This window comes from Sphingobium sp. Ant17, from assembly GCF_000588875.1.
Classification (GTDB): domain Bacteria; phylum Pseudomonadota; class Alphaproteobacteria; order Sphingomonadales; family Sphingomonadaceae; genus Sphingobium.
On sequence record NZ_JEMV01000055.1, the window covers coordinates 7,501 to 29,675 of the forward strand.

A 22,175-nucleotide genomic window follows, 5' to 3' on the forward strand; every position below is an offset into this window, starting at 1 on the left:
GCGGCGGGCTATCCGGTCGGCGCCATACTGGGCGGATCGGTCGCCTCCTATCTGCTGATCGCGGGTGATTGGCGCGATATCTTCCTGTTCGGGGGCATCGTCACCGCCCTGTTCCTGCCGCTGTCGCTGTGGCTGTTGCCCGAATCGATCGGTTTCCTGGTCCAGAAACGACCGCAAGGCGCGCTGTTGAAGATCAATCGCCTGCTGGCCCGCATGGGCCACCCCCCTGCCACGGCATTGCCGCCGCTGGACGCGGCCGCGCCCAAACCCTCTTTTGCCGCGCTGTTCGCCCCCGGCCTGGCCCGCACCACCATCCTGCTGACACTGGCCTATTTCTGCCACATCATGACTTTCTACTTCATCCTGAAATGGGTGCCCAAGATCGTCGTCGATATGGGCTATCTTCCGTCCAGCGCGGGCGGTGTGCTGGTCTGGGCCAATGTCGGCGGCTTGTTGGGCGCGTTGTTGCTGAGCATCCTAAGCTGGCGCATCGCTGTCCGCCCTCTGGTCATCATTACCATGGTTGCATCGACCATCATGGTCACGTTGTTCGGCCAGGAACAGACGACACTGTCTGGCCTCAGCTTGATTGCGGCATCCGCCGGCTTCTTCACGAACGCTGCGGTCGTGGGCCTATACGCGCTGATCGCCCAGTCCTTTCCTACGGCCGTGCGCGCGGGCGGGACCGGCATCGTCATCGGCGTCGGTCGGGGCGGCGCAGCGTTGGGGCCGATATTGGCCGGCTTCCTGTTCAGCCTTGATTTCACACTGCCACTCGTCGCCATCGTCATGGCGTCGGGATCGTTGCTGGGCGCGGGATTGCTGCTGGCGCTGCGCCCACGCCGATAAGCCATGACCGCCTCGCCCGTCCCCAGCTTCTATCTCTATGGCGAGCCGCAGCGCAGCGTTGCGGAGGGATTCGTGCATGTCGAAAGTCTGGACGATCGCTCGCGTCCTAGCGAATGGACGATCCGCCCTCATGTCCATCGCGACCTCAATCATATCATCCTGATCGCGGAAGGTGGCGGGGCGATGCAGGCGGAGGAGGCTGCGGTCCGCTTCGATGCCCCCTGCCTTTTGCTGATCCCGGCAGGCATCGTCCATGGTTTTAGCTGGGCCAGTGAATCGCGCGGTGCCGTGGTCACCATCGCCGACAGCTATCTGCGCCACCTCGTCCTGCGCGATGCGGATCTCGTTCCTCTCTTCGCCCACCCCCAGGCCGTCGCGCTTCCTCGATCGGACCGCGCCGCAGCCGAAGACGCCATCGCCCGCATGGACCAGGAGTTAAGCTGGGCCGGGCCGGGCCAGCGCGCGGCGGTCGAATCCGCCTTGCTGCATCTCATGGTGCTGGCCTTGCGCCATGCTGCCTTGGGCCAGCAGGCGCAGCCCGGCAACCCGCGCCAGGCCGCATTGGTCGCGCGCCTGCGGGAACGGATCGACCAGCGCTTCCGCCTGCGCGAGCCCGTATCCGCGCATGCCCGCGCGCTCGGCGTCAGCCTCACGGCCCTGCGCCAAGCGTGCGCCCGCGTGGCGAACAGTTCGCCCGCGCAGATGCTCGACGACCGCGCATTATTGGAGGCGCGCCGGATGCTGCTCTATTCCCAGCTGTCGGTCACCGACATCGCCTATGCCGTCGCTTCGAAGATCCCGCCTATTTTTCGCGCTTCTTCGCCCGCCATGTCGGCCAGCCGCCGCGCAGCTGGCGCGCCGCGCGCGAGAGTTGACGCACCGGCCCGCACCTTTAAGGGTTGGCGCATGACGACCGACAAGCTCATCGACCTGCTCGTCGCCCGACTGGTTCGCGACCATGGCAGCAGCAAGCATCACTGGCGCCGGGTGATCGGCCCGCTGCGCGTGTATAGCCGCGCCACCCACCCCCATTGCAACTGGAACGCGACGCCGACCGGCACGATCGCGGATGTCGCGCTCATAGAAAATATGCTCGACGATCTGCGCATGGCGCATCCGCTGCTAACGGCCTGACGCAAAAGAGCGCAGCCGGTTGCCCCGACTGCGCCCTTTCGTGCGACCCCGAAGGGATGTCGAACAGACGAGCTGTTGTTCCAATTCGCCCAGCACGCGATAGCAGTCGAAGACCTTCGCGACGCTCGAATTGGGCTCGCGGCCTTCGCGGATCGCGCCGATAAATTCGCGGTCCTGCAACTCGATGCCGTTCATCGACACGTCCACCTTCGACACGTCGATCGGCTCTTCCTTACCATTAACCAGATCGTCGTAGCGCGCGATATAGGTGCCGGTGTCGCCGATATAGCGGAAGAAGGTGCCGAGCGGCCCGTCATTGTTGAACGACAGCGACAGGGTGCAGATAGCCCCGCTTTCGCTCTTCAACTGGATCGACATGTCCATGGCGATCCCTAATTCGGGATGGATCGGCCCCTGCATCGCATGGGCCGACACGATCTTGCCCGCCTGATAGGCGAACAGGTCGACCGTATGCGCGGCATGGTGCCACAGAAGATGGTCCGTCCACGACCGCGCTTCACCCTTGGCATTGATATTCTTGCGGCGGAAGAAATAGGTCTGCACATCCATCTGTTGAATGTTCAGATCGCCTGCGGTGATGAGATTATGGACATATTGGTGGCTGGGGTTGAACCGTCGCGTATGCCCGACCATGCAGACAAGGCCCGTTTCCTGTTGCTTGGCCAGCACCGCCTGCGCATCAGCCCAGCTGTCAGCCAGCGGAATTTCGACCTGCACATGCTTGCCCGCATCCATGCAGGCGATGGCCTGCGCCGCATGCATTTGCGTCGGCGTACACAGGATCACCGCGTCGACATCGTCGCGCGCCAGCGTATCGGCCAATTCGGTGGTCGCATGGCCAATGCCATATTTATCGGCAATCGCCTGGGTCGCATCCAGCCGACGACCGACCAGCGACGTCACGGTCACGCCATCGATATTCTTGAGGCCATCCAGATGCTTTTCGCCAAAGGCACCTGCGCCAGCCAGGGCAATACGCATGAGAAACTCCGTATATTCAAGCCCCTCCCTTTCAAGGGAGGGGGAAGGGGTGGGTGCGAGCCAAGCGAGCCTGCACCCTTCATGAAGAGGCTTACTCCGCCGCGATCGCCGTCACCGTATCGCTTCCGGTCATGTCCAGCCCTTCGCCATTATCCGGGCGCAGCACCAGATGGCCGATCGCGGTGTTGGAGCAAGGCACATGATAATGGCGATGCAGCGCGCGGGTCTTCTTGCCCAGCGCCCCGCGCATCACCAGCCACATCACCATCTCGATACCTTCGCTGCCCGTTTCGCGCAGATATTCGATATGCGGAATCCGACGCAGATGATCGCTGTCACCGATCAGCCCGTCCAGGAATTTATTGTCCCATTCCTTGTTGATCAGCCCCGCGCGCGGCCCTTGCAACTGATGGCTCATGCCGCCGGTGCCCCATATCTGAACATTCAGATCTTCGGGGAAACTCTCGACCGCTTTACGCACCGCCTCGCCCAGCGCCCAGCAGCGATTACCCGATGGCGGCGGATAGGTGACGACGTTCACCGCCAGCGGCACGACTTTGCACGGCCAGGCGTCGGGTTTGCCGAACATCATGGAAAGCGGCACGGTCAGGCCATGGTCGACATCCATCTCGTTGATGATGGTCATGTCGAATTCGTCCAGCACCAGGCTCTGCGCGATATGCCAGGCGAGGTCGGGATGCCCCTCCACGTCCGGCACGGCACGCGGGCCCCAGCCTTCATCGGCCGACTTGTAGCGCTCGCCACAGCCGATCGCGAAGGTCGGGATGATCTTCATGTCGAAGGCGGAGGCATGGTCATTATAAACGAGGATGATGACATCGGGCTTTTCGGCCTTCTCCCATTCGCGCGTCCAGTCATAGCCCGCGAAAATGGGGCCGAAATACTCGTCCCGATCCTTGTTGAAGTCCGACGCCACACCCAGCAGCGGCACATGGCTCGACGCCACACCAGCAGTAATTCGCGCCATATCAGCGATCCTCATTCTTGGCCGCAGCCGCAGCTTCATTGGCCCTGATCGACCGCACGCCTTCGGGCGAGCGGCCACCGTTCATCATCATCTCGCGATATTGCGGGAATTCCATGTCCGTCATGGTGCTGACGGCTTCGGCGAACGGAATACCATCGGTCGAAAACAGCTTCGCCAGAAAATAGACATTGCCGCCGAGGTCCAGGCAGCGATTATAATCGCGCGCCAGCATTGCTTCCTTCTGGTCCTGCGTCAGCGGCCATTCGTCCATATAGGCGCGCTCATCGGCCTTGAACCGGGTGCGATTCTCGTCCTTCATCAGGCTCATCGCAAACTGGTTCATATGATAGCCCTGCCGCGCCCGCTTGGCGGTAAAGACACGGGTGCCGGGGATATCTTCCATCTCGGCCAGATATTCATGGATATCCTGGTGCTTGGGATCTTCTGTTATCATAGTCCCTTCTCCTTCAACTGGGCATCAAGGCGCGGGAACACCCGGCGGGCATTGCCCTCGAAAATCGCGGCGCGCTCGGCATCGCTAATCTCCAGCGCATCGACATAGCGTTTGGTGTCATCGAAATAGTGGCCAGTGGTGGGATCGATACCGCGCACCGCGCCGACCATTTCCGACCCGAACAAGATATTCTTGTTGTCGATCACATCGGCCAACAAATTGACGCCCGGCTGGTGATAGACGCAGGTGTCGAAAAAGATGTTGTTCATCAAATGCGTCGACAGGTCCGGCTTCTTGAGCATGTCGGCGAGGCCGCGATAGCGCCCCCAATGATAGGGCACAGCGCCGCCGCCATGCGGAATGATGAAGCGCAGCGTCGGGAAATCCTTGAACAGATCACCTTCCAAAAGCTGCATGAAGGCGATGGTATCGGCGGCGATATAATAGCCGCCGGTCGCGTGCATCGCGGGATTGCAGCTGCCCGACACATGGATCATCGCCGGGACGTCCAGCGCGACCATCTTTTCATAGAAGGGATACCAATAGCGGTCGGTCAGCGGCGGATGGGTGAAATGCCCGCCGCCCGGATCGGGATTGAGGTTGCAGCCTATGAAGCCCATCTCGACGCAGCGTTCGAGCTCGGTGATAGAATTGCTCATGTCGGCCTTGGGCGATTGCGGCAACATGCACACGCCGACGAAGGTTTCAGGGAACATCGCAACGACCCGTGCGATCAGGTTGTTGCAGCGCATCGCCCATTCCTTGGCCATCGCCTCGTCGCCGACATGCGGGGCCATGGCCGACGCGCGCGGCGAAAAGATCGTCAGGTCCGCGCCGCGTTCCTTGATCAGCCGCAACTGGTTCGCCTCGATCGTCTCGCGAATGTCCGCGTCGCTGATGTCGGGATAGGGCGGACAGGGCGTACCCGCCTTGAACGCGGCCTTCTGCTCTTCGCGCCAGGCGTCATGGCCCTTTGGCAACACCGTATAATGGCCATGGCAATCGATAATCAGGCTCATGCGCCCAGTTCCTTCCTGCGAGCTTTGATCGCTTCAAGTTTTGCGGAGAGGCTGTCAGGCGCGGCCAAACCTAATTCACCGATGGCTCGCTGCCAATTTACTGTGCCTTCAGTCATCATTGGCGAAATGCCTAGACCCAGCAGCGTCTGCGAGGATTCATGCATCTCGGCCGCACGGCGCAGGCCATGCACCAGCATCCGGTCGAGATTATAGTCGGCCCGCGCACCCCAAGGCTTCGCCTTCTCGCTCGCGTCGAGCGATGCCAGCACCTCGTCAAGCACATCCGCCGCCTCGGCCGCCAGCACGCATTCGGCGGTCAGCGCTTCCATGCCCTTGACCATGACCGAGCGGATCATCTTGATCGATGAAGCCCGCCCGACATCGGCACCCACGACTCGAATTTTGGCAAAGCCCAGCGCCGCCAGCCGCGCCTGCGCTTCGTCAGCGCGTCCGCCGCTCAGCGACAAGGGGACGTTCAGTCGCGCCGGATCAACCGGCGCCATGACCGCCACATCGACATAATGCGCACCCGCAGCCTCGATCGCGTGCGCCGCCGCCTGCTTGGTCTGCGGCGCAACGCTGTTCATGTCGCAATAGAGCGCGCCCGGCGCAATCATCGCCGCGGCTGCCTCGGCCACCGCCAGCGCCTGGTCCGCCGTCACCAGCGACAGGACCAGCCCGACGCCATCCAGCGCGTCTTCCAGAAAATGCGCGGGCAGCACGCCCGCCTGCCTATAGGCCGCCAGCATGGCGTCGCGCGTGGCCGCCGCATCGGTCTTGGCATCATAGACATGGGCGGCCGCAGCCCAATCCCCCGCCAGTGCAAAGGTGGACCCTGCCTCGCCAAACCCGATAAGACCGACTTCCTGCTCCATGGGAAAGGGCATGCCGGATTGTATCCCGCCCGGCCAATCATATCCGGGGGCGTATCATAAGATTTTACGAATTCATGGTTGCGACCGCCTGTTCGATCGCCGCCATGAACTGTTGCTGCAACCGGGTCGGTCGCCAATCGGCGCGACTGGTGACGCCAATGGTGCGGCTGATCTCGCCGGGCGCGGGGCCGATATCGGCCAGCATCCCACTGTCTAGTTCGACGCGCAACTGATCGACGGACAACAAGGTGAGATAGTCGCCGCTCACCAGCAATTGCCGCACCGTCATCACAGAGCCGCACTCGATCGGCACGGCAGGCAGGTCGCCACCCAGCGCCGCGAACATCGCCTGCCATAGCTGGCGCAGCGGCGTGCCCTCGGGCGGCAATATCCAGGGAAAGCGCCGCAGATCATCGCCATTCCAGCCCTGCTCCAGCACATGCCCTGCCCGCGCGAAAATGGTCGGCCGATCCTCGAACAAGGGTTGCTGCACCAGATCCAGCCCGATTGTCGCATCGCGCAATGCGCCGACCATCATGTCGATCTCGCCATCGCGCAACGGGCCCACCAGTTCGGCATGCGACCCTTCGACCACGGAAATATCGACCTGCGGAAAGTCCCGGCGAAAGCTGGTGATCGCCAGCGGCAGCAGCCGCGCGCGGCTAAGCGGCATGGCGCCCACCAATATCCGCCCGCTATCCTGCCCCATCAGTTCGGCAATCTCTTCCAGCCCCTGGCGCAACTCGGCGAGCGCCAGCCGCAATCGGCGCGCCAGCGTCACGCCAGCGCGCGTGAGCATCAGACCCCTCCCCCGCCGCTCGGCCAGCCGCACCCCCAGCGCCAGTCCCAAATCGCCGACCGCGCGGTGCAACGACGGCTCCGCCACCCCGGCCTGCACCGCCGCCGCCGCATAGCTGCCACTCCGCGCCAGCGCGACGAAGGCCCGGATTTGCGCGGCCGTCACCCGGCTGCTGCCGATCAACCGCAACGCCACATCGACGCGCGGCTTGAAACGTAGCGCGACCGGCGTCGGCACCATCCCGCCGGGTCGCCGCTCGAACAAAGCCGCGCCCAGTTGCGCCTCCAGCTTGGCGATGCCTGGGTCACCGCAGGCTGGGTCAGGTTCACCGCCCGCGCCGCCAGGCTGACGCTGCCTTGCTCCACCACGGCGGCCATTGCGGCAAGATGCCGGATATTGAACTGATCGACCTGCATTTTTGACAATTAGCAAAATTTTATGCAGCCGCGCCAGAACGGATTTGAGCATGACGCCACTATTGTCCATGTCGCTGTCTGGTTTAGGAAAGAGGAGCAAGCGCCCATGTCCGGCATCGTCGTCCAGAATATCGAACGGGCGGACCTTTCCGTCATCGACGGTCTCGCCCAGTGCGGCGTCGCCACCGTCCATGAAGCGCAGGGCCGCACCGGCCTGCTAGCCCCGCATATGCGCCCCATCTATCCCGGTGCCCGGATCGCGGGCAGCGCCGTCACCATCTCCGCCCCGCCCGGCGACAATTGGATGGTCCATGTCGCGATCGAACAGCTCAAGGAAGGTGACATCCTTGTCCTCGCGCCGACCAGCCCCTGCACCGATGGCTATTTCGGCGACCTGCTCGCGACGTCCGCCCAGGCGCGCGGCTGTCGCGGCCTGATCATCGACGCGGGCGTCCGCGACCTGCGCGACTTGAAGCAGATGAATTTCCCGGTCTGGTCGAAAGCGGTCCACGCCCAGGGCACGATCAAGGGCACGCTGGGGTCGGTCAATGTCCCGATCGTCTGCGCCAATGCGCTGGTCAACGCGGGCGACGTGATCATCGCTGATGATGACGGCGTGTGCGTCGTGCCGCGCGCCGACGCCGTTGCCGTGCTGGAGAAGGCGCAGGCCCGCGAAGCCGCCGAAGAAGCCAAGCGCGTCCGCCTGGCCGCAGGCGAACTCGGCCTCGACATCTATAATATGCGCCCCCGCCTCGAAGAAATGGGTCTCAAATATGTCTGAGACCCCTGCCTCCGCTAAGGTCATGTGGATGCGCGGCGGCACGTCGAAGGGCGGCTATTTCCTGGCCGACGACCTCCCCGCCGACACCGCCGCCCGCGACGCCTTCCTGCTGCGCGCCATGGGATCGCCCGATCCCCGCCAGATCGATGGCATGGGGGGGGCCGACCCGCTGACCAGCAAGGTCGCGGTCGTGAAGAAGTCCGCCAGAGACGGCGTCGATATCGACTATCTCTTTCTCCAGGTCTTTGTCGATCAGGCGATCGTCAGCGACGCGCAGAATTGCGGCAATATCCTCGCCGGAATCGGTCCCTTCGCGATCGAGCGCGGCCTCGTTGCCGCGCAACAGGACGAAACGCGGGTCGCCATCTTCATGGAAAATACCGGCCAGATCGCTATCGCCACGGTCCAGACGCCCGGCGGCATCGTCCGCTATGATGGCGATGCTCGCATCGACGGCGTGCCCGGTAGTTCCGCCCCCATCCCGCTCGAGTTTCGCGACACGGCCGGCTCCTCCTGCGGCGCGCTCCTGCCGACCGGCAATGCCTATGACGAAGTCGAGGGGATCCGCGTCACCCTGATCGACAATGGCATGCCCTGCGTCGTGATGCAGGCGCGCGATGTCGGCATTACCGGCTATGAAGATCGCGATACGCTCGACAAGAACAGCGACTTGAAAGCCCGGATCGAGAAGATCCGCCTCGCCGTCGGCGAACGCATGAACCTTGGCGACGTCACGAAAAAGTCGGTGCCCAAGATGATGCTGGTCGCCCCGCCCCGCAATGGTGGCGCGGTCACGGTCCGCAGCTTCATCCCCCATCGCGCGCATGCGTCGATCGGCGTGCTGGGCGCGGTCAGCGTCGCGACGGCCTGCCTGATCGAAGGTTCACCGGCGGCTGAGGTGGCAAATATCCCCGATGGTTCGCGCAAGACGCTGTCGGTGGAACATCCCACCGGCGAAACCACCTGCGTCATGGAATTGGACGGGAGCGGCACGGTCACCAGCGCCGCCATGCTGCGCACAGCCCGCAAGCTGATGGATGGAGAGATTTTCGCATGAGCGCCGCAACGTCCGATCGCGTCATTTCCTGGCACGGCAACCCGTCCAAACCGATTTACACCCCGCCCCCCGGGGCGATCGACGCGCACTGCCATGTGTTCGGGCCGATGGCGGACTTCCCGTTCAGCGCGAAGGCGAAATATCTGCCGGAAGATGCCGGGCCGGATATGCTGTTCGCCCTGCGCGACCATCTCGGCTTTACCCGCAACGTCATCGTCCAGGCCAGCTGCCACGGCACCGACAATAGCGCGACGCTAGACGCCATCGCCAAGTCGAATGGCAAAGCACGGGGCGTCGCGGTGGTCGATCCGGCGATCTCGGAGGCTGACCTCCTGGCCCTCCATGACGGCGGCATCCGCGGCATTCGCTTCAATTTCCTCAAGCGCCTGGTCGACGACGCACCCAAGGACAAGTTTCTGGAAGTCGCTAGCCGCCTGCCTGCCGGCTGGCATGTCGTCATCTATTTCGAGGCGGATATCCTCGAAGAATTGCGCCCCTTCATGGACGCCATCCCCGTGCCCCTCGTGATCGACCATATGGGCCGCCCCGACGTGACCCAGGGACCGGACGGCGCGGATATGAAGGCCTTTCGCGCCTTTCTCGATTCCCGCGACGACATTTGGTTCAAGGCCACCTGTCCCGACCGCCTCGATCCGAATGGCGACCCATGGAACGCCTTTGCCGATGCGGTCGCGCCGCTCGTCGTCGATTATCAAGACCGCGTGCTGTGGGGCACCGACTGGCCGCACCCCAATATGCAGGATGCGATCCCCGACGACGGCCATCTGGTGGACATGATCCCGCGCATCGCGCCAACCGCAGAGTTGCAGCGCAAATTGCTGATCGACAATCCGATGCACCTCTACTGGCCGGAGGAAAATGTCGCCTGACGGACTATGGCGTCAGGCGACCAGCCCGACGCCCACGTCCTGCCCCGCCCATGCGCGCCAGCGATCCGCATCGGGCCGGGCTTCGACCCGATCGACCAGGTTGAATATCTTTACCTGACCCTGGGCGGCATCATAGGCGGGCCAATCCTCCTCCGGCCCACCATGCCGCACGAAATGGGCAATATGCCGCGTCATCCTTTGGCCCAAGGCGGCACGCTGCCCGGTCATCCGTCCCCCCCGCGCCAGCGCAGCGCGCAACCCGTGCATCGGCCATGTCAGCGTGAGGTCCAGCCCATGGGTCGCCCCGGCGATAGGGTGCGCATAATCGAAGCGGTAGAACCAGGTCGGGCTGTGCGCGGCATGGCGATCAGCGAAATGACGGGTCGGCATGACGAACGTCAGGTCACTGGCCAGCGCCCGCCGCCCCGCCTTGGTGCGCGGATAGGTGGCCAATATCGCCTGCGTTTGTTCCAGCCCCAATTGCCCGCGCAACAGCGTTTCCAGCGCGGACCAACTGGTTGGCAGAATATCGCCGGGCATCAACTCGAACAATCGTACCTCGTCGCGCGTCGCTCCGGCCAGCAACGGCACTGGCGCGGCCTGTGCCTCCTGAATGGCCGCGAGCGTCCCCGGCACCAGATCGCCGTCCAGCCAGGGCGATGCGGGAATAGTCCCCGGATTGGCCGCGCCGACAGCCGCCTGCGCCTCAAAGAGGGTGTCCAAATTCAGCACCTGCAGTGCCCCAAGGTCGCGTCCGCCTGCACCCAGTGCCGCGGTATATTGGCGGCCGATGGCCTCGCTCTTCGCCTGACTATGGATCAGGCTGACGGCACCGCTCTGCATGATCGCCTGCTGAAACAACGGCCGCGCTTCCGGAACGTGCAGCAGCAGCGAGACAGACATTGACCCGGCGGATTGCCCGCCGATCGTCACCCGATCCGGATCACCGCCGAAGGCGGCGATGTTGGTCCGCACCCATGTCAGCGCGAAAATCTGGTCGCGCAGGCCGAGGTTGGAGGGAATATCTGCGCTATTCAGCGCGGCCCCAAGATTTACGAAACCCAGTACACCGACGCGATAATTGATCGTGACGACGATGATCCGTCCATCGCGTGCGAGTTGGGAGCCGTCATAGCTGTTGCCGCTGCCCGCGACGAAAGCCCCGCCGTGAATCCAGACATAGACGGGCAGACGTTCATCTTCGCCCAGATCGTCCGGTGCGTAGATGTTGACGGTAAGACAATCTTCGGAAAAATCCGGCTGGGCGATCCGCGCGCGCTTTGCCGCGTTGCCATACATTTGCGGGCATTGTGGACCCGGTACGGTCGCATCGCGCACGTCGGCCCATGTCGGGGCTGCGACAGGCGCGGTAAAGCGGGCGGCTTGCGCATAGGGTATGCCCAGCCAGCGCCGTGCACCTTGGGCGCTTGACCCGCGAACGAGACCAGACTGCGTAGCGACGACCTGATTGTTCATGGCACTCCCCTCTCCTGCGGCGACGTCGCACCGCATCACGCCCCACGCCTATCGCACCATCATCGCCCGCCCAACACGCTTTTGTTCATGCAGCGGATCGCCGTACCGATATCGGGCTGGTCGGACGTCACGCAGATCCAAGAAGGCTGACGAACGCCCGGATTTGCAGCTAGCCTCGCCCAAAATCACCGGAGAGACGATATGGAAGCGCTTGCAGAACTGGTCACCAAGGAAGAGATACGACAGCTGGCGCAGCTTTATTCGCGTGGCGTCGATCGCAAGGATCTCGCGCTGCTGCGCACGCTCTATACGGACGATGCGATCGATAATCACGGCCCTTATTCGAGCGGCCCGGTCACGAACTACTACGCCTTTCTCGAACGGTCGCTGCCCCACATGCATATCGGCAGTCACCATATCTGCAATCATCTGATCAGCGTCGATGGCGACACGGCGCAAGGTGAAGTCTACGCCATCGCCTGGCACCTGATCCCCGATGGCAAGGGTGGCCTCGCGCATGACGTCCAAAGCGTCCGCTATGTGGATAATTATCGCAAGGAAAACGGCCGCTGGCTGTTCGCGCGGCGCGACGTCCAGTTCGACATGAAGATGCTGCTTCCGGCCGCCGATCATGGCGAAAAGCCTGATCCCACCCAGGACGCGACTTACGCAGTGCTTCCCGCGGCTTTGTTTGCGCGTCATTGACGCTCCGCCGCCGGTTCGCCGAGGCGATCAAACCAGGCCTTGCTTGACAGCGTCGGCGGCGATGTTGATCACCCGTTCAAACGACGAAATGGTCGGCATGGCAGGAAGGATTTTTCGATGACACGCTCTCTCAATGGCAAGGTCGCGGTGGTGACGGGCGCGGGGTCGGGTATCGGGCGGGCCATCGCCATCCGCCTAGCCGAAGACACGGCGAAGATCGCCATCTGGGACATCAATGCCGAAGGTGCCGCCGAAACCGCGCAGATGATCGAGGATGCCGGTGGCAGCGCCATTGCCATCGCCGCCGACTGTTCGGACAAGGCCGCCATCCACGCGGCGGCGGAGGAAACCCGCGCCACGCTCGGCCCCGTCGCCATCCTGGTCAACAATGCCGGCATCGCGCCCTTCACCCCATTCATGGAGATTGAGGACGACCTGTTCGACAAGGTCATCCACATCAACCTGCGCGGACCATATCTGCTGACCAAGGAAGTCTTGCCCGACATGCTCGCCGCCCAATGGGGCCGTGTGATCAACATCACTTCCTCCTCGGTCCAGTCCGGTTCCTTTGCCCAGGGCCATTATGTCTCGTCCAAGGGCGGATTGATGGGCATGACCAAGGCGCTGGCACTGGAATTCGCCGCCAGCGGCGTGACGTTCAACATGGTGCCACCTGGCTTCATCGACACGCCCATGCTGCGCGCGGCGCCGATCGACGTCGATGCCTTTGCCCAGACCCTGCCGATGAAGCGGGTGGGCAAGCCGGAGGATATTGCCGCCGCCTGCGCCTATCTGGCGTCGGAGGAGGCCAGCTACATTACCGGCCAGACGATTAGCACCAATGGCGGCCGCTATATGGGATCGCATTAAGCCCGAACAGAAGAGCGTCGTGCCCCAAGCGCCTTGCGTGCGCGCCATCGGCTCTTATGCTGGCACCATGGTCCAGAAACGTCGCATTGGAGCCGAAAGCTCCGAAACCCGCGCCCGCATCGTCGACGCTGCCGAACAGGTGATCCGCGATGAAGGCTATGCCGCCGCCAGTTCGCGGCGCGTTGCCCTGCGCGCGGAATTGCCGCCATCACTGGTGCATTATTATTTCCCCACCACCGATGACCTGCTGCTTGCCGTATTCCGGCGCGGCGCGCAGCAAAGTGATGCGATGATCGACCAGGCGCTGGCCAGCGACGATCCGGTGCGCGCGCTGTGGCGCTTCTTTACCGATACCAGCCGCACGGCGCTGGCGATGGAGTTTGTCGCGCTGGCCAATCACCGCAAGGCAATCCGCGCAGAAATCACGCGCCACAGCGAAGCGATGCGCGCGCGCCAGACCGCCTGTCTCGACCGGCTGCTTGGTCCGAAACTGGCCGAGCAAGGCATGACGCTGCGGCCATGAGTGTGCTGCTCGCGAGTGCAGGACGGGCGTTGGTCATGGAAAAGGGGCTCGACGTCAGCGCTGGGCATGACGATGCGCGCCACGCGGTCGAACGCTGGCTGGATAAGCTCCTCGCCTAAAAATGAGACATGTTGACTTTTTTTCGACCCCATGCTGAACATGTGTTCAAGACATAGGGAAGACTGAGGAGAGTCGGACATGGCAAGCACTGCAATCACGCGCATGGCGCATGAAGAGATCAAGCCGAACATCGGTAGCCGCATCCTGAACAGCAAGGCGGAATTGCTGGCGGGCGATCTGGGACCGCAGCTCCGTGAATTGCTGGAACAGCGCGGAGTGCTGGTGTTTCCCAAGATCGATTTCGACGATGACGAGCAGATCGCCTTCACCAAGACGCTCGGCACATTCGCGCCCGAAATGCAGGACGGCACCAACCACAAGATTCACAAGATCACGCTCGACGTGAAGGAAAACCCGCAGAGCGCCGAATATCTCAAAGGCTCGCTCTACTGGCATATCGACGGCACGATGAACGACACGCCGATCCTGGCGTCGCTGCTGTCGTGCAAGGTCAAGGCGCCCTGGGGCGGCAATACCGGCTTCTGCAACACCTATGCCGCCTATGAAGCGCTGAGCGACGCGCAGAAAGCGGAGTATGAGAAGCTGCGCGTGATCCATTCGGTGTGGGCGACGGTCTTCTATTATGAGCCCGAACCCAGCCTCGCCAAGATTGAGGGGATGCAGCGCATTGGTGAGAATGAGCTGCCGCTGGTATGGAACCACAAATCGGGCCGCAAGTCGCTGGTCCTTGGTTGCACCGCACATCGTGTCAAAGACGTGACCTCCATGGAAAGTGCGAAAATTCTGGTCGGCCTGCGCGAATGGGCGACGCAGGAAGAATTCAGCTACAGCCATGAATGGAGCGTCGGCGATCTGGTGATCTGGGACAATACCGGCACCATGCACCGCGCCGAGGCCTATGATCCTAGCTCCAACCGCATGATGCACCGCACCAAGTTGCAGGGCGAAGAACCGTTCGAATAAGACGGCTTCAGCGCGGGCCAGTTAGAAGCCCGTCGCCAGATATGGCGGCGGGCTTTTCAATAGGCATCTCAGATATTTAATCGATCGACTTTGGTGCCCCGGTGCCCATGTAACGCGCCAGATTCTGGTGCAGGCTGGCGACCGAGCGCTCCATATAGGGATTGGGCTGGGTGCCGCGGAAGCCTACATTCTTCATACCCTGCTGGACGGCGGCCATGTTGGTGAAATCCTGTTGCAGGACCGGCGGCCATTCTTCGGGTTTGGTATATTCCCAGTCGGTCGCGGGTGCTTCGCCGTCGGGGAACAACTCGAATACCGCCGCCTCGAAAATACATTTGTCCGGGTCGCCCTGATAGGGACGGGCCGAATAGCAGAGCATGTTGTTGACGGCGTGGCCGATCTGGAAATTGGGGAAGATCTGCCAGGCGGTCCCGCTTTTTGCGGTATGGGATGGCTCGACCACCGGCCAGATGACGCCGCGCTTGGCGTCGTCGGCGCGGGCAGTGGCCAACCAATGCTGCAACACCTGCGGCGCGGGAGTGCCTTCGGGCAGCTCATCCTTCAACCGCTGCGCCGCGTTGACCAGCGTCATGGTCGTATTGGTGTTGGCATTTTCCCAGGTGAAGAGCTGCATCTCCGCCGTCGAGAGGCGCGGGTCTTCACCCGATCCGACACGCAGTTTGGCCTGGTTTTCGTCCATATTCTTGGGCGCGTCATAGCCGATATTGCTGTGCAGGCCATGTTGGCGCGCCCAACCGCGAAATTCGCCGAAGGCATTGAATTCGGGGTGGGTGGTCTGGACATGATAGGTTTCGCTGAAGGCTTCGAGCGCGACTTTCCAGTTGCAGTCGAAAATGATCCATTTGCGCCAGCGATAGCGCATATTCTGGAGGCCGAAGGGATCGAGCATGCCCGGCACGACGCCCAGATAGTCGGTCAGCGACTCCCCGTCGGGACCAAGGCTGATCCATGCCCAGCCGCCCCATGTGTCGACCCGTACCTTGCCCAGCGCGGTGCGTTCCGCGGTCAGCTTGCCCTGCCAATCATCCTGATGGTTGACGAAGGTGCATTGCCCGGCTCGATCGAAGGTCCAGCCGTGGAAGCCGCAGATGATACTGGTGCGGTTGCCGCGTGCGTTGCGAGCGCCCGCTGGCGTGTCGATCAGACGGCGGCCACGATGGGGGCAGACATTATGAAAGGCACGCAATTCGTCGGGACCAGCCCGCATGACGATGACCGAGTCTTCAAGGATATCGTAAGTGACAAAATCACCCACATTGGGAATGTCCTCCAACCGGGCGGCCTGCAGCCAGACCTTGCGCCACAATCGGTCCTGTTCGGCGCGGGCATAATCGGGCGATATATAGGCATCGGCCGGGACGGTGACCGGCTGTGTCAGATCTGTCATGGCATCCTCGCTTGTCATCTATCGGCCCTGCCACCGGGGCGGGCGTTTTTTTTTTTTTTTTTTCCGCGAAGGCGCGGGGGCCTTCCTGTGCGTCTTCGCTTTGGTAGGTGTATTCCGACGCGGCACGGGCGGCCTGGAGGGCAGCGGAGCGGCCCATCTCGGTCGCCAGCATCACCGTGTCGCGGCCCGCCTTCACCGACAAAGGCGCGCCGTCCAATATTTCGGCGGCAAGCGCGATGGCGGCGTCCAGCAGTGCTTCGGGTTCGGCCAGGCGGTTGACGAGACCGATCTCATAAGCGCGCTGCGCAGTGATCGGTTTGCCGGTCAGGATGATCTCCATCATGATCCGCTGCGGGATCATGTGGATGAGCGGGGACGCCCAAGGGGAGGATCGGCCGACCTTGACTTCGGTGATGGCAAAGCGCGCGGTGCTACTGGCGACGCACAGGTCGCAGGCCTGTGCGATCATCCAGCCGCCTGCAAAGGCAACGCCGTTGACGGCGGCGATCGTGGGCTTGCTCAGTTCGATCGTGTCGTAAGGGAGCGGGAACATGGCGCGCGGCGGAACGGTCATGCCGGTTTCGACCATTTCCTTGAGGTCGCCACCCGCGCAGAAGGCCTTGTCGCCCGATCCTGTCAGGATGGCGACGCGCAGCGCCGGGTCCGTTTCGAACCTGTCCCATGCCGCACGCAAGCCTTCGCGCACTTCGCGGCTGAGGCAGTTGCGCTGGTCGGGGCGGTTGATCGTCAAGACGGCAATGCCATCGGGGCGGGCGTCGAAGAGGATGGCGTCGGTCATGTCGCTGACATTCCTCCCCTGGCAGGGGAGGATTTCAGGCTTTGAGCGGCGTGGCTCCATCTAAAACCCCCTTTGCGCGATGATATGGGCGGCCCGGTCCAATTCCTCGCGGAAGTCTGGATGGGCGATGGCGATCAGGCGGCGGGTGCGTTCGGCAAGGCTTTGCCCCTTGAGTTCAGCCGCGCCATATTCGGTGACAATCACGTCCACGTCGGTGCGAGCGGTGGTGACCGGGCCGGAGAGTTGGGCGACGATCTTGCTGAGCGTGCCGCCCTTGGCCGACGCTGACAAAGCGATGATCGATCGGCCGCCCGGCGATCTGGCACCAGCGCGGACGAAGTCCACCTGCCCGCCCGTGCCGCCCAGATAGACCGCGCCCGATTGTTCGGCATTGACCTGTCCGGTCAGATCCACCTCCAGCGCGCTATTGATCGTGACCAGGCGTGAGAGCCGGCCCAAGATCGCGGCATCATGGGTGTAGCTGGTCGCGCACATGCGGATGGCCGGGTTGCGATGCGCCCAGTCGTAGAGCCGCTTCGTGCCGATGAGCGCGCCGTTGATCGAGACGCCGGGGTCGACCTCCTTGCGGGCGTTGGTGATGACGCCAGCCTCCACCAGTTCGACAAGGCCATCGCCCAGCATGCCGGAATGGACGCCCAGATCCTTGCGGTCGTGCAGCAGCCGCAGGATCGCGTCGGGAACGGCCCCGACCCCCGTCTGGATCACCGCGCCGTCGCCGATATAGGCGGCGCAGTGGCGGGCGATGGCTTCGTCGGTCGGGCCGATCGCGGCAGGGGCGACTTGGACCGGCGGCCGGTTGACGGGGATGGCGACGTCGATCGCCGAGGCCGGGATGGTTTCGCCAGGCGTGAAGGGGACCGCTTCGTTGATTTCGGCGATGACGACCCGCGCCTTGTCGACGGCGGCGCGGACATAATCGCTGATCAGGCCGCAGCTATAATTGCCCTGTTCGTCGGACGGGCTGACCTGGATCATCGCTACGTCGCAGGGGATGATCCCGGCGGTGATGAGTGGGCCGACCTGGCTGACATGGACGGGAATGACCTGCAGCTTGCCCGCCTTGGTCATGGACCGCAGCGCGCCGATCGCGCCCATGCTGGACAGGGCGAAGCTGTCGGCGGTGGCAGGGGTGAAGAGGCCGGAAAAGCTGGTGGCGATGAAGGCGGACAGGCCCGGAATATCGCGGCCCTGTTCGATCAGCGCCTCGACCAGGGTCGTGGGTTCGCCACAGGCTTGGCCGATGACGATATGGTCGCCGGCCTTTAAGTGTACAGCGAAGCGGACACTGGTTTCGCTTTTCACAATCGTCCTACTTGTCGGAGTAAATGCTCGGCGCGGCTGAGATGGGGACGATCGAGCATCCCGCCCTTATAGCCGATCGCCCCGACGCCCGGATTTTTCGCAAATATATCAACCACTTCAAGCGCGTGCGCGATTTCTTCCTCAGTGGGCGTGAAGGCGGCGTTGATCACATCGACCTGCGCGGGATGGATTGCCAGCATGCCGCGATAGCCATCGCGCCGTACTTTTTCCGCACGGGCCTTCAACCCTTCGAGATCTCGGAAATCGCTCTGGATCGTTTCGATCGCGGTGACGCCGGCGGCCGCTGCGCCGAGCAGGCACATGGAGCGCGCCAGTTCATAGGTGAAGCCATAGCTGCCGTCGTCATTGCGGTTGCTGCTGGCGCCGATCGAGTCGGCCAGATCCTCCGCGCCCCAAGTGAGCGCAACGACGCGCGGCGCGCCCTTATAATCGCCCGTATGGAACATCGCTTTCGCCGTTTCGGTGACCAGCACGATCAGCGGGGTCGAGCCTTCATCAATGCCATTGGCGACTTCAAGCGCGGAGAGATAATGGTCGAGCCGCTCCACATCCTGCCGCCCATCGACTTTGGGCAGCATGATGCCGCCGGGGCGCGCGGGCATGATCGCGGCGAGATCGAGCAGCGTATGGGGACCGTCGAGCGGATTGACCCGGACCCACAAACGGTCCCGGCCTTCAGGGCGGCTGGCCAGACAATCATGGACCAGCTGGCGCGCCAGCACCTTATTTTCGGTCGTGACGGCATCTTCCAGATCGAACAGCGCGATGTCCGCCGCGCTGTCGGCGGCTTGGCCATCTTCTTCTCGCTATCGCCCGGCGCGAACAGCCAGGAGCGCATCTTGATCGCAAGGGTGGCGGGGGTGGACATGATCTTCTCTCCGGTCAGTAGGATTTGGGCAAGTCCAACACTTTTTCGGCGAGAAAGTTAAGGATCATATGCGGACTGACCGGCGCGGTGCGTGGAATCAGCACTTCGCGCAGCAGCCGTTCGACATGATATTCCTGGGCATAGCCCATGCCACCCAGCGTCAGCATGGCGGTATGGCAGGCCTCAAACGCAAATTCGGCGGCGAGATATTTGCCGGCGTTCGCTTCAACGCCGCATTCCTCGCCCTTGTCGAATTTGGTCGCGGCCTGCATCACCATCAGATTGGCGGCTTCCAACTGCGCCCAGCATTTGGCGAGCGGGTGCTGAATCCCCTGATTCATGCCGATCGGCCGATCGAACACGATGCGTTCGCGGGCATAGCGGGCGGCACGCTGGATCGCGTTGCGGCCAATGCCCACCGCTTCGGCCGCGAGTAAAATGCGTTCGGGGTTCAGCCCTTTCAGAATGATGCGGAAGCCCTGCCCCTCCTCGCCGATGCGGTCCTCTTCGGGGATGAAGAGGTCGTTGATGAACAGCATGTTGGAGCCGACCGCATGACGGCCCATCTTCGGGATCAGCTGATGCTCGATTCTATTGCGGTCGAGCTTGGTATAGAAAAGCGACAGGCCGTGGGTCTTGTTCTCCACGTCATCGATCGGCGTCGTCCGCGCTAGCAGCATCATCCGGTCGGCGACATGCGCGTTGGTGATCCAGATTTTTTCGCCATTGACGCGATAGCCGCCCGCCTCGCGCACGGCGCGGGTCTTGAGCTTGGTCGTGTCCAGCCCGGTATTGGGCTCAGTGACGGCAAAACACATTTTTTCCGCGCCCGACAGGATCGGCGGGATCATGCGCTGCTTCTGTTCCTCGGTGCCGAACAGGTCGATGGGTTCGAGGCTGAATACCGGGCCATGGATGGTGGAGGCCGCCGTCATGCCGCCGCCCGCTTCGGCCACCGCCTGCATCATGATGGCCGCTTCGGTGATGCCAAGGCCCGCGCCGCCCACCGATTCCGGCATGGCGACGCCCAGCCAACCCGCCTGCGCCATCGCGGTATGAAACTCGACCGGATATTGGGCATCCCGATCGCGCGCGAGCCAATAATCGTCGCTGAACTGGCTGCATTGGGCCAGCACGGCGTCGCGAATATTCTGCTGGTCGTCGGTAAAGGCAAAATCCACGTTTCTGGTCCCGATTGCCGCAAGGGGCGGTCCTGATGGTCGGCCTTTTGGGTATCAGCGGGGGATGGAGCGCACAATCGAACGACTGTTCAACATCCGACATATCGGTGGGGCGAAGTGGTTGGCCATGGCGTCGCCGCGCCGCCTGTCCTAGCCCGACGGCATGGAACAGGAGAGAGACATGGGCGAGCCAAAGGGTCATGGTGGGCCGCTGACAGGCGTGCGGGTGGTCGATCTGACCGCGATGGTCTTTGGCCCCTATGCGACGCAGATCATGGCCGATATGGGCGCGGACGTCATCAAGGTGGAGCCGCCGGGCGGTGGCGACCAGACCCGCTATATCAATGGCGGCAATGCGCCGGATCTGGGCGGCGTGTTCACCAACGTCAATCGCGGCAAGCGCAGCATCGTGCTGGACCTGACGCGCGAAGCGGACAAGGATGTGCTGCGTGCACTGATCGCGACGGCCGATATCTTCATTCATTCGATGCGGGGCAAGGCGATCGCGCGACTGGGGTTCGACTATGCCGCGGTCAGGGCGATCAAGCCCGACATCGTCTACACCAATTGCTATGGCTATAGTCGGCGCGGGCCGGAGGCGGACAAGCCGCCTATGACGATACCATCCAGGCCGAATGCGGCATCCCGCATCTACAGGCGCTGATGACCGGCAAGCCCGATTTCATGGCGACGATCATTGCCGACAAGGTGGCGGGGCTGACCGGCCTGTACGCGACCATGATGGCGCTGTTCCACCGCGAGCGCACCGGCGAGGGGCAGGAGGTGGAAGTGGGCATGTTCGAAACGATGGCCGCCTTCATGCTGACCGAACATGCCAGTGGCGCGATGTTCGATCCGCCGATCGGCCCCGCCCATTATCACCGCGTGGTCGCGCGCAACCGCAAACCCTATGCGACCAAGGACGGGCATATCGCGGCGCTGGTTTATAATGACAAGCATTGGAACGCCTTTATCGGCGCGGTGGAGCCGGAATGGGCGAGCGAAGAGTTCGACAGCCTGCCCAAGCGGGCGAAGCAGATCGACCGCGTCTATGGCTTGCTGGGTGGGACATTCGCGCAGCGCACGACGCAGGAATGGCTGGATTTGCTGGCCTCGCTGCATATTCCCGCCGCACCGTTGCGGACGACGGATGAGCTGTTCGAGAATGACCATCTGAACGCCATCGGCTTTTTTGAAACGGTGGAGACCGAGCATGGTGCGGTACGCTTTCCGGGCGTTCCGACCTGGTTTTCCGCGACGCCGGGGAAGGTCGCTGGCGGTGCGCCGGGGCTGGGCGCGCATGGGGACGCGGTGCGGGGGGAATTACGCCATTCCTCCCCTGTAGGGCAGGGGAATCGCATATGGGCTTGAACGATTGATCGAATGGGATTCTTGGGTGGTCTCCATAGTTGGAGGCGACCGATGGATGATTTTTCGGCATATTTCGGTGAGGTTGACGATCCGCGCGCGGGCAATGCGCGGCACAATCTTCTCGAACTGATCTTCGTTGCGCTTGCGGCGGTTCTGTGCGGTGCCGAAGATTGTACGGATATGGCGGAGTTTGCCCGTGCCAAGCTGGGCCTGCTGCGTCAGGTGGTGGATCTGGAGCATGGTCCACCGAGCCACGACACGTTCAGCCGGGTCTTCCGGTTGCTCGATCCCGAACCGTTCGAGGCGGCGTTTGCACGCTTTA

The 22,175-nt window shown here is 62.9% G+C and carries 19 protein-coding genes and 6 pseudogenes (1 of these 25 running past the window's edge); 13 read left to right on the forward strand and 12 right to left on the reverse strand.

Features of this window, described 5'->3' with window-relative positions:
- From BF95_RS19095 to BF95_RS19105, 3 genes and pseudogenes are all read left to right on the forward strand, one after another.
- Positions 1-849, forward strand: the 3' portion of a protein-coding gene (locus BF95_RS19095; protein WP_043153555.1) for an MFS transporter. Its footprint begins 444 nt before the window's first position; 849 of the gene's 1,293 nt are visible here — the last part of the coding sequence; the start codon falls outside the window, past its left edge; it ends in the stop codon at positions 847-849.
- A gap of 3 nt (positions 850-852) precedes the next feature.
- Positions 853-1,724, forward strand: a pseudogene (locus tag BF95_RS19100) (helix-turn-helix domain-containing protein).
- Positions 1,725-1,755: 31 nt separating this feature from the next.
- A complete protein-coding gene (locus tag BF95_RS19105; RefSeq protein WP_081764218.1) occupies positions 1,756-1,983 on the forward strand; it encodes a hypothetical protein in 228 nt (75 codons plus the stop codon).
- 69 nt (positions 1,984-2,052) lie between these two features.
- On the opposite strand, the pseudogene BF95_RS19110 reads toward BF95_RS19105, so the two are convergent.
- The 6 genes and pseudogenes from BF95_RS19110 to BF95_RS19135 form a co-directional block, all read right to left on the reverse strand.
- Positions 2,053-2,985: pseudogene (locus BF95_RS19110) on the reverse strand (Gfo/Idh/MocA family oxidoreductase); the annotation flags it as partial.
- Between the two features lie 91 nt (positions 2,986-3,076).
- The gene (locus BF95_RS19115; protein ID WP_037475068.1) at positions 3,077-3,973 is read right to left on the reverse strand and encodes a class III extradiol dioxygenase subunit beta; all 897 of its coding nucleotides are present in this window, start codon (positions 3,971-3,973) and stop codon (positions 3,077-3,079) included.
- Between the two features lies 1 nt (position 3,974).
- Positions 3,975-4,427 (reverse strand): protocatechuate 4,5-dioxygenase subunit alpha, encoded by a 453-nt coding sequence (gene ligA, locus BF95_RS19120; RefSeq protein WP_043153533.1) that lies wholly within the window; start codon positions 4,425-4,427, stop codon positions 3,975-3,977.
- Positions 4,424-5,446 (reverse strand): amidohydrolase family protein, encoded by a 1,023-nt coding sequence (locus tag BF95_RS19125; protein WP_043153534.1) that lies wholly within the window; start codon positions 5,444-5,446, stop codon positions 4,424-4,426. Before BF95_RS19125 ends, ligA begins: the two co-directional genes overlap by 4 nt.
- Positions 5,443-6,321 carry a DUF1932 domain-containing protein gene (locus tag BF95_RS19130; RefSeq protein WP_043153537.1) on the reverse strand — a complete coding sequence of 293 codons (879 nt, stop codon included), beginning with the start codon at positions 6,319-6,321 and terminating at the stop codon, positions 5,443-5,445. The genes BF95_RS19125 and BF95_RS19130 overlap by 4 nt, the downstream gene beginning before the upstream one ends.
- Positions 6,322-6,385: 64 nt before the next feature.
- Positions 6,386-7,536, reverse strand: a pseudogene (locus BF95_RS19135) (LysR substrate-binding domain-containing protein).
- Positions 7,537-7,642: 106 nt separating this feature from the next.
- Here BF95_RS19135 and ligK point away from each other — a divergent pair.
- Genes ligK through BF95_RS19150 form a run of 3 tightly spaced genes read left to right on the forward strand, consistent with a single transcriptional unit; the run spans position 7,643 to position 10,264 of the window.
- Positions 7,643-8,317, forward strand: coding sequence for a 4-carboxy-4-hydroxy-2-oxoadipate aldolase/oxaloacetate decarboxylase (gene ligK, locus BF95_RS19140; RefSeq protein ID WP_043153558.1), 675 nt, complete (start codon positions 7,643-7,645; stop codon positions 8,315-8,317).
- Positions 8,310-9,374: a 4-oxalomesaconate tautomerase gene (locus tag BF95_RS19145; protein ID WP_043153539.1), complete on the forward strand. Its 1,065-nt coding sequence runs from the start codon at positions 8,310-8,312 to the stop codon at positions 9,372-9,374. Before ligK ends, BF95_RS19145 begins: the two co-directional genes overlap by 8 nt.
- Complete coding sequence (locus BF95_RS19150; protein ID WP_043153540.1) at positions 9,371-10,264, forward strand: amidohydrolase family protein; 894 nt, start codon at positions 9,371-9,373, stop codon at positions 10,262-10,264. The genes BF95_RS19145 and BF95_RS19150 overlap by 4 nt, the downstream gene beginning before the upstream one ends.
- Before the next feature lie 12 nt (positions 10,265-10,276).
- Here the strand turns inward: BF95_RS19150 and BF95_RS19155 are convergent, their stop codons facing one another.
- On the reverse strand, positions 10,277-11,740 hold the full coding sequence (locus BF95_RS19155) for a carboxylesterase/lipase family protein (RefSeq protein WP_043153542.1): 1,464 nt from the start codon (positions 11,738-11,740) through the stop codon (positions 10,277-10,279).
- 201 nt (positions 11,741-11,941) lie between these two features.
- On the opposite strand from BF95_RS19155, the gene BF95_RS19160 reads away from it, so the two are divergent.
- From BF95_RS19160 to BF95_RS19175, 5 genes are all read left to right on the forward strand, one after another.
- Positions 11,942-12,445: a nuclear transport factor 2 family protein gene (locus BF95_RS19160; RefSeq protein ID WP_043153543.1), complete on the forward strand. Its 504-nt coding sequence runs from the start codon at positions 11,942-11,944 to the stop codon at positions 12,443-12,445.
- Between the two features lie 117 nt (positions 12,446-12,562).
- Positions 12,563-13,315 (forward strand): SDR family NAD(P)-dependent oxidoreductase, encoded by a 753-nt coding sequence (locus BF95_RS19165; RefSeq protein ID WP_043153560.1) that lies wholly within the window; start codon positions 12,563-12,565, stop codon positions 13,313-13,315.
- 67 nt (positions 13,316-13,382) lie between these two features.
- On the forward strand, positions 13,383-13,838 hold the full coding sequence (locus BF95_RS19170) for a TetR/AcrR family transcriptional regulator (RefSeq protein ID WP_235209867.1): 456 nt from the start codon (positions 13,383-13,385) through the stop codon (positions 13,836-13,838).
- Positions 13,835-13,957, forward strand: coding sequence for a hypothetical protein (locus BF95_RS30390; protein WP_268747185.1), 123 nt, complete (start codon positions 13,835-13,837; stop codon positions 13,955-13,957). Before BF95_RS19170 ends, BF95_RS30390 begins: the two co-directional genes overlap by 4 nt.
- A 79-nt stretch (positions 13,958-14,036) precedes the next feature.
- A complete protein-coding gene (locus BF95_RS19175) occupies positions 14,037-14,882 on the forward strand; it encodes a TauD/TfdA dioxygenase family protein (protein WP_043153545.1) in 846 nt (281 codons plus the stop codon).
- Positions 14,883-14,958: 76 nt separating this feature from the next.
- Here BF95_RS19175 and BF95_RS19180 read toward each other — a convergent pair whose 3' ends face one another.
- The 5 genes and pseudogenes from BF95_RS19180 to BF95_RS19200 all read right to left on the reverse strand — a co-directional run bounded on the left by BF95_RS19180 (position 14,959) and on the right by BF95_RS19200 (position 20,482).
- A complete protein-coding gene (locus tag BF95_RS19180; RefSeq protein ID WP_327195483.1) occupies positions 14,959-16,290 on the reverse strand; it encodes an aromatic ring-hydroxylating oxygenase subunit alpha in 1,332 nt (443 codons plus the stop codon).
- 52 nt (positions 16,291-16,342) lie between these two features.
- Positions 16,343-17,089: pseudogene (locus tag BF95_RS19185) on the reverse strand (enoyl-CoA hydratase/isomerase family protein); the annotation flags it as partial.
- Between the two features lie 60 nt (positions 17,090-17,149).
- On the reverse strand, positions 17,150-18,412 hold the full coding sequence (locus BF95_RS19190; RefSeq protein WP_043153549.1) for an acetyl-CoA hydrolase/transferase family protein: 1,263 nt from the start codon (positions 18,410-18,412) through the stop codon (positions 17,150-17,152).
- Positions 18,409-19,301: pseudogene (locus tag BF95_RS19195) on the reverse strand (HpcH/HpaI aldolase/citrate lyase family protein). The gene BF95_RS19190 and the pseudogene BF95_RS19195 overlap by 4 nt, the downstream one beginning before the upstream one ends.
- A 14-nt stretch (positions 19,302-19,315) precedes the next feature.
- Complete coding sequence (locus BF95_RS19200) at positions 19,316-20,482, reverse strand: acyl-CoA dehydrogenase family protein (RefSeq protein WP_043153551.1); 1,167 nt, start codon at positions 20,480-20,482, stop codon at positions 19,316-19,318.
- A 181-nt stretch (positions 20,483-20,663) separates the two neighbouring features.
- On the opposite strand from BF95_RS19200, the pseudogene BF95_RS19205 reads away from it, so the two are divergent.
- Positions 20,664-21,853 (forward strand): annotated as a pseudogene (locus tag BF95_RS19205) (CaiB/BaiF CoA transferase family protein).
- 51 nt (positions 21,854-21,904) lie between these two features.
- Positions 21,905-22,175: ISAs1 family transposase (locus BF95_RS19210; protein WP_043153553.1), on the forward strand; the 271-nt coding region annotated here is incomplete at its 3' end.

Bases quoted from the DNA above. Each gene is read 5' to 3' on its own strand.
- BF95_RS19175 (WP_043153545.1), top strand. From the start codon at position 14,037: ATGGCAAGCACTGCAATCACGCGCATGGCGCATGAAGAGATCAAGCCG.
- BF95_RS19145 (WP_043153539.1), top strand. From the start codon at position 8,310: ATGTCTGAGACCCCTGCCTCCGCTAAGGTCATGTGGATGCGCGGCGGC.
- BF95_RS30390 (WP_268747185.1), top strand. From the start codon at position 13,835: ATGAGTGTGCTGCTCGCGAGTGCAGGACGGGCGTTGGTCATGGAAAAG.
- BF95_RS19125 (WP_043153534.1), bottom strand. From the start codon at position 5,446: ATGAGCCTGATTATCGATTGCCATGGCCATTATACGGTGTTGCCAAAG.
- BF95_RS19170 (WP_235209867.1), top strand. From the start codon at position 13,383: ATGGTCCAGAAACGTCGCATTGGAGCCGAAAGCTCCGAAACCCGCGCC.
- BF95_RS19115 (WP_037475068.1), bottom strand. From the start codon at position 3,973: ATGGCGCGAATTACTGCTGGTGTGGCGTCGAGCCATGTGCCGCTGCTG.
- BF95_RS19150 (WP_043153540.1), top strand. From the start codon at position 9,371: ATGAGCGCCGCAACGTCCGATCGCGTCATTTCCTGGCACGGCAACCCG.
- BF95_RS19160 (WP_043153543.1), top strand. From the start codon at position 11,942: ATGGAAGCGCTTGCAGAACTGGTCACCAAGGAAGAGATACGACAGCTG.
- BF95_RS19130 (WP_043153537.1), bottom strand. From the start codon at position 6,321: ATGGAGCAGGAAGTCGGTCTTATCGGGTTTGGCGAGGCAGGGTCCACC.
- BF95_RS19180 (WP_327195483.1), bottom strand. From the start codon at position 16,290: ATGACAGATCTGACACAGCCGGTCACCGTCCCGGCCGATGCCTATATA.
- ligK (WP_043153558.1), top strand. From the start codon at position 7,643: ATGTCCGGCATCGTCGTCCAGAATATCGAACGGGCGGACCTTTCCGTC.
- BF95_RS19105 (WP_081764218.1), top strand. From the start codon at position 1,756: ATGACGACCGACAAGCTCATCGACCTGCTCGTCGCCCGACTGGTTCGC.
- BF95_RS19165 (WP_043153560.1), top strand. From the start codon at position 12,563: ATGACACGCTCTCTCAATGGCAAGGTCGCGGTGGTGACGGGCGCGGGG.
- BF95_RS19155 (WP_043153542.1), bottom strand. From the start codon at position 11,740: ATGAACAATCAGGTCGTCGCTACGCAGTCTGGTCTCGTTCGCGGGTCA.
- ligA (WP_043153533.1), bottom strand. From the start codon at position 4,427: ATGATAACAGAAGATCCCAAGCACCAGGATATCCATGAATATCTGGCC.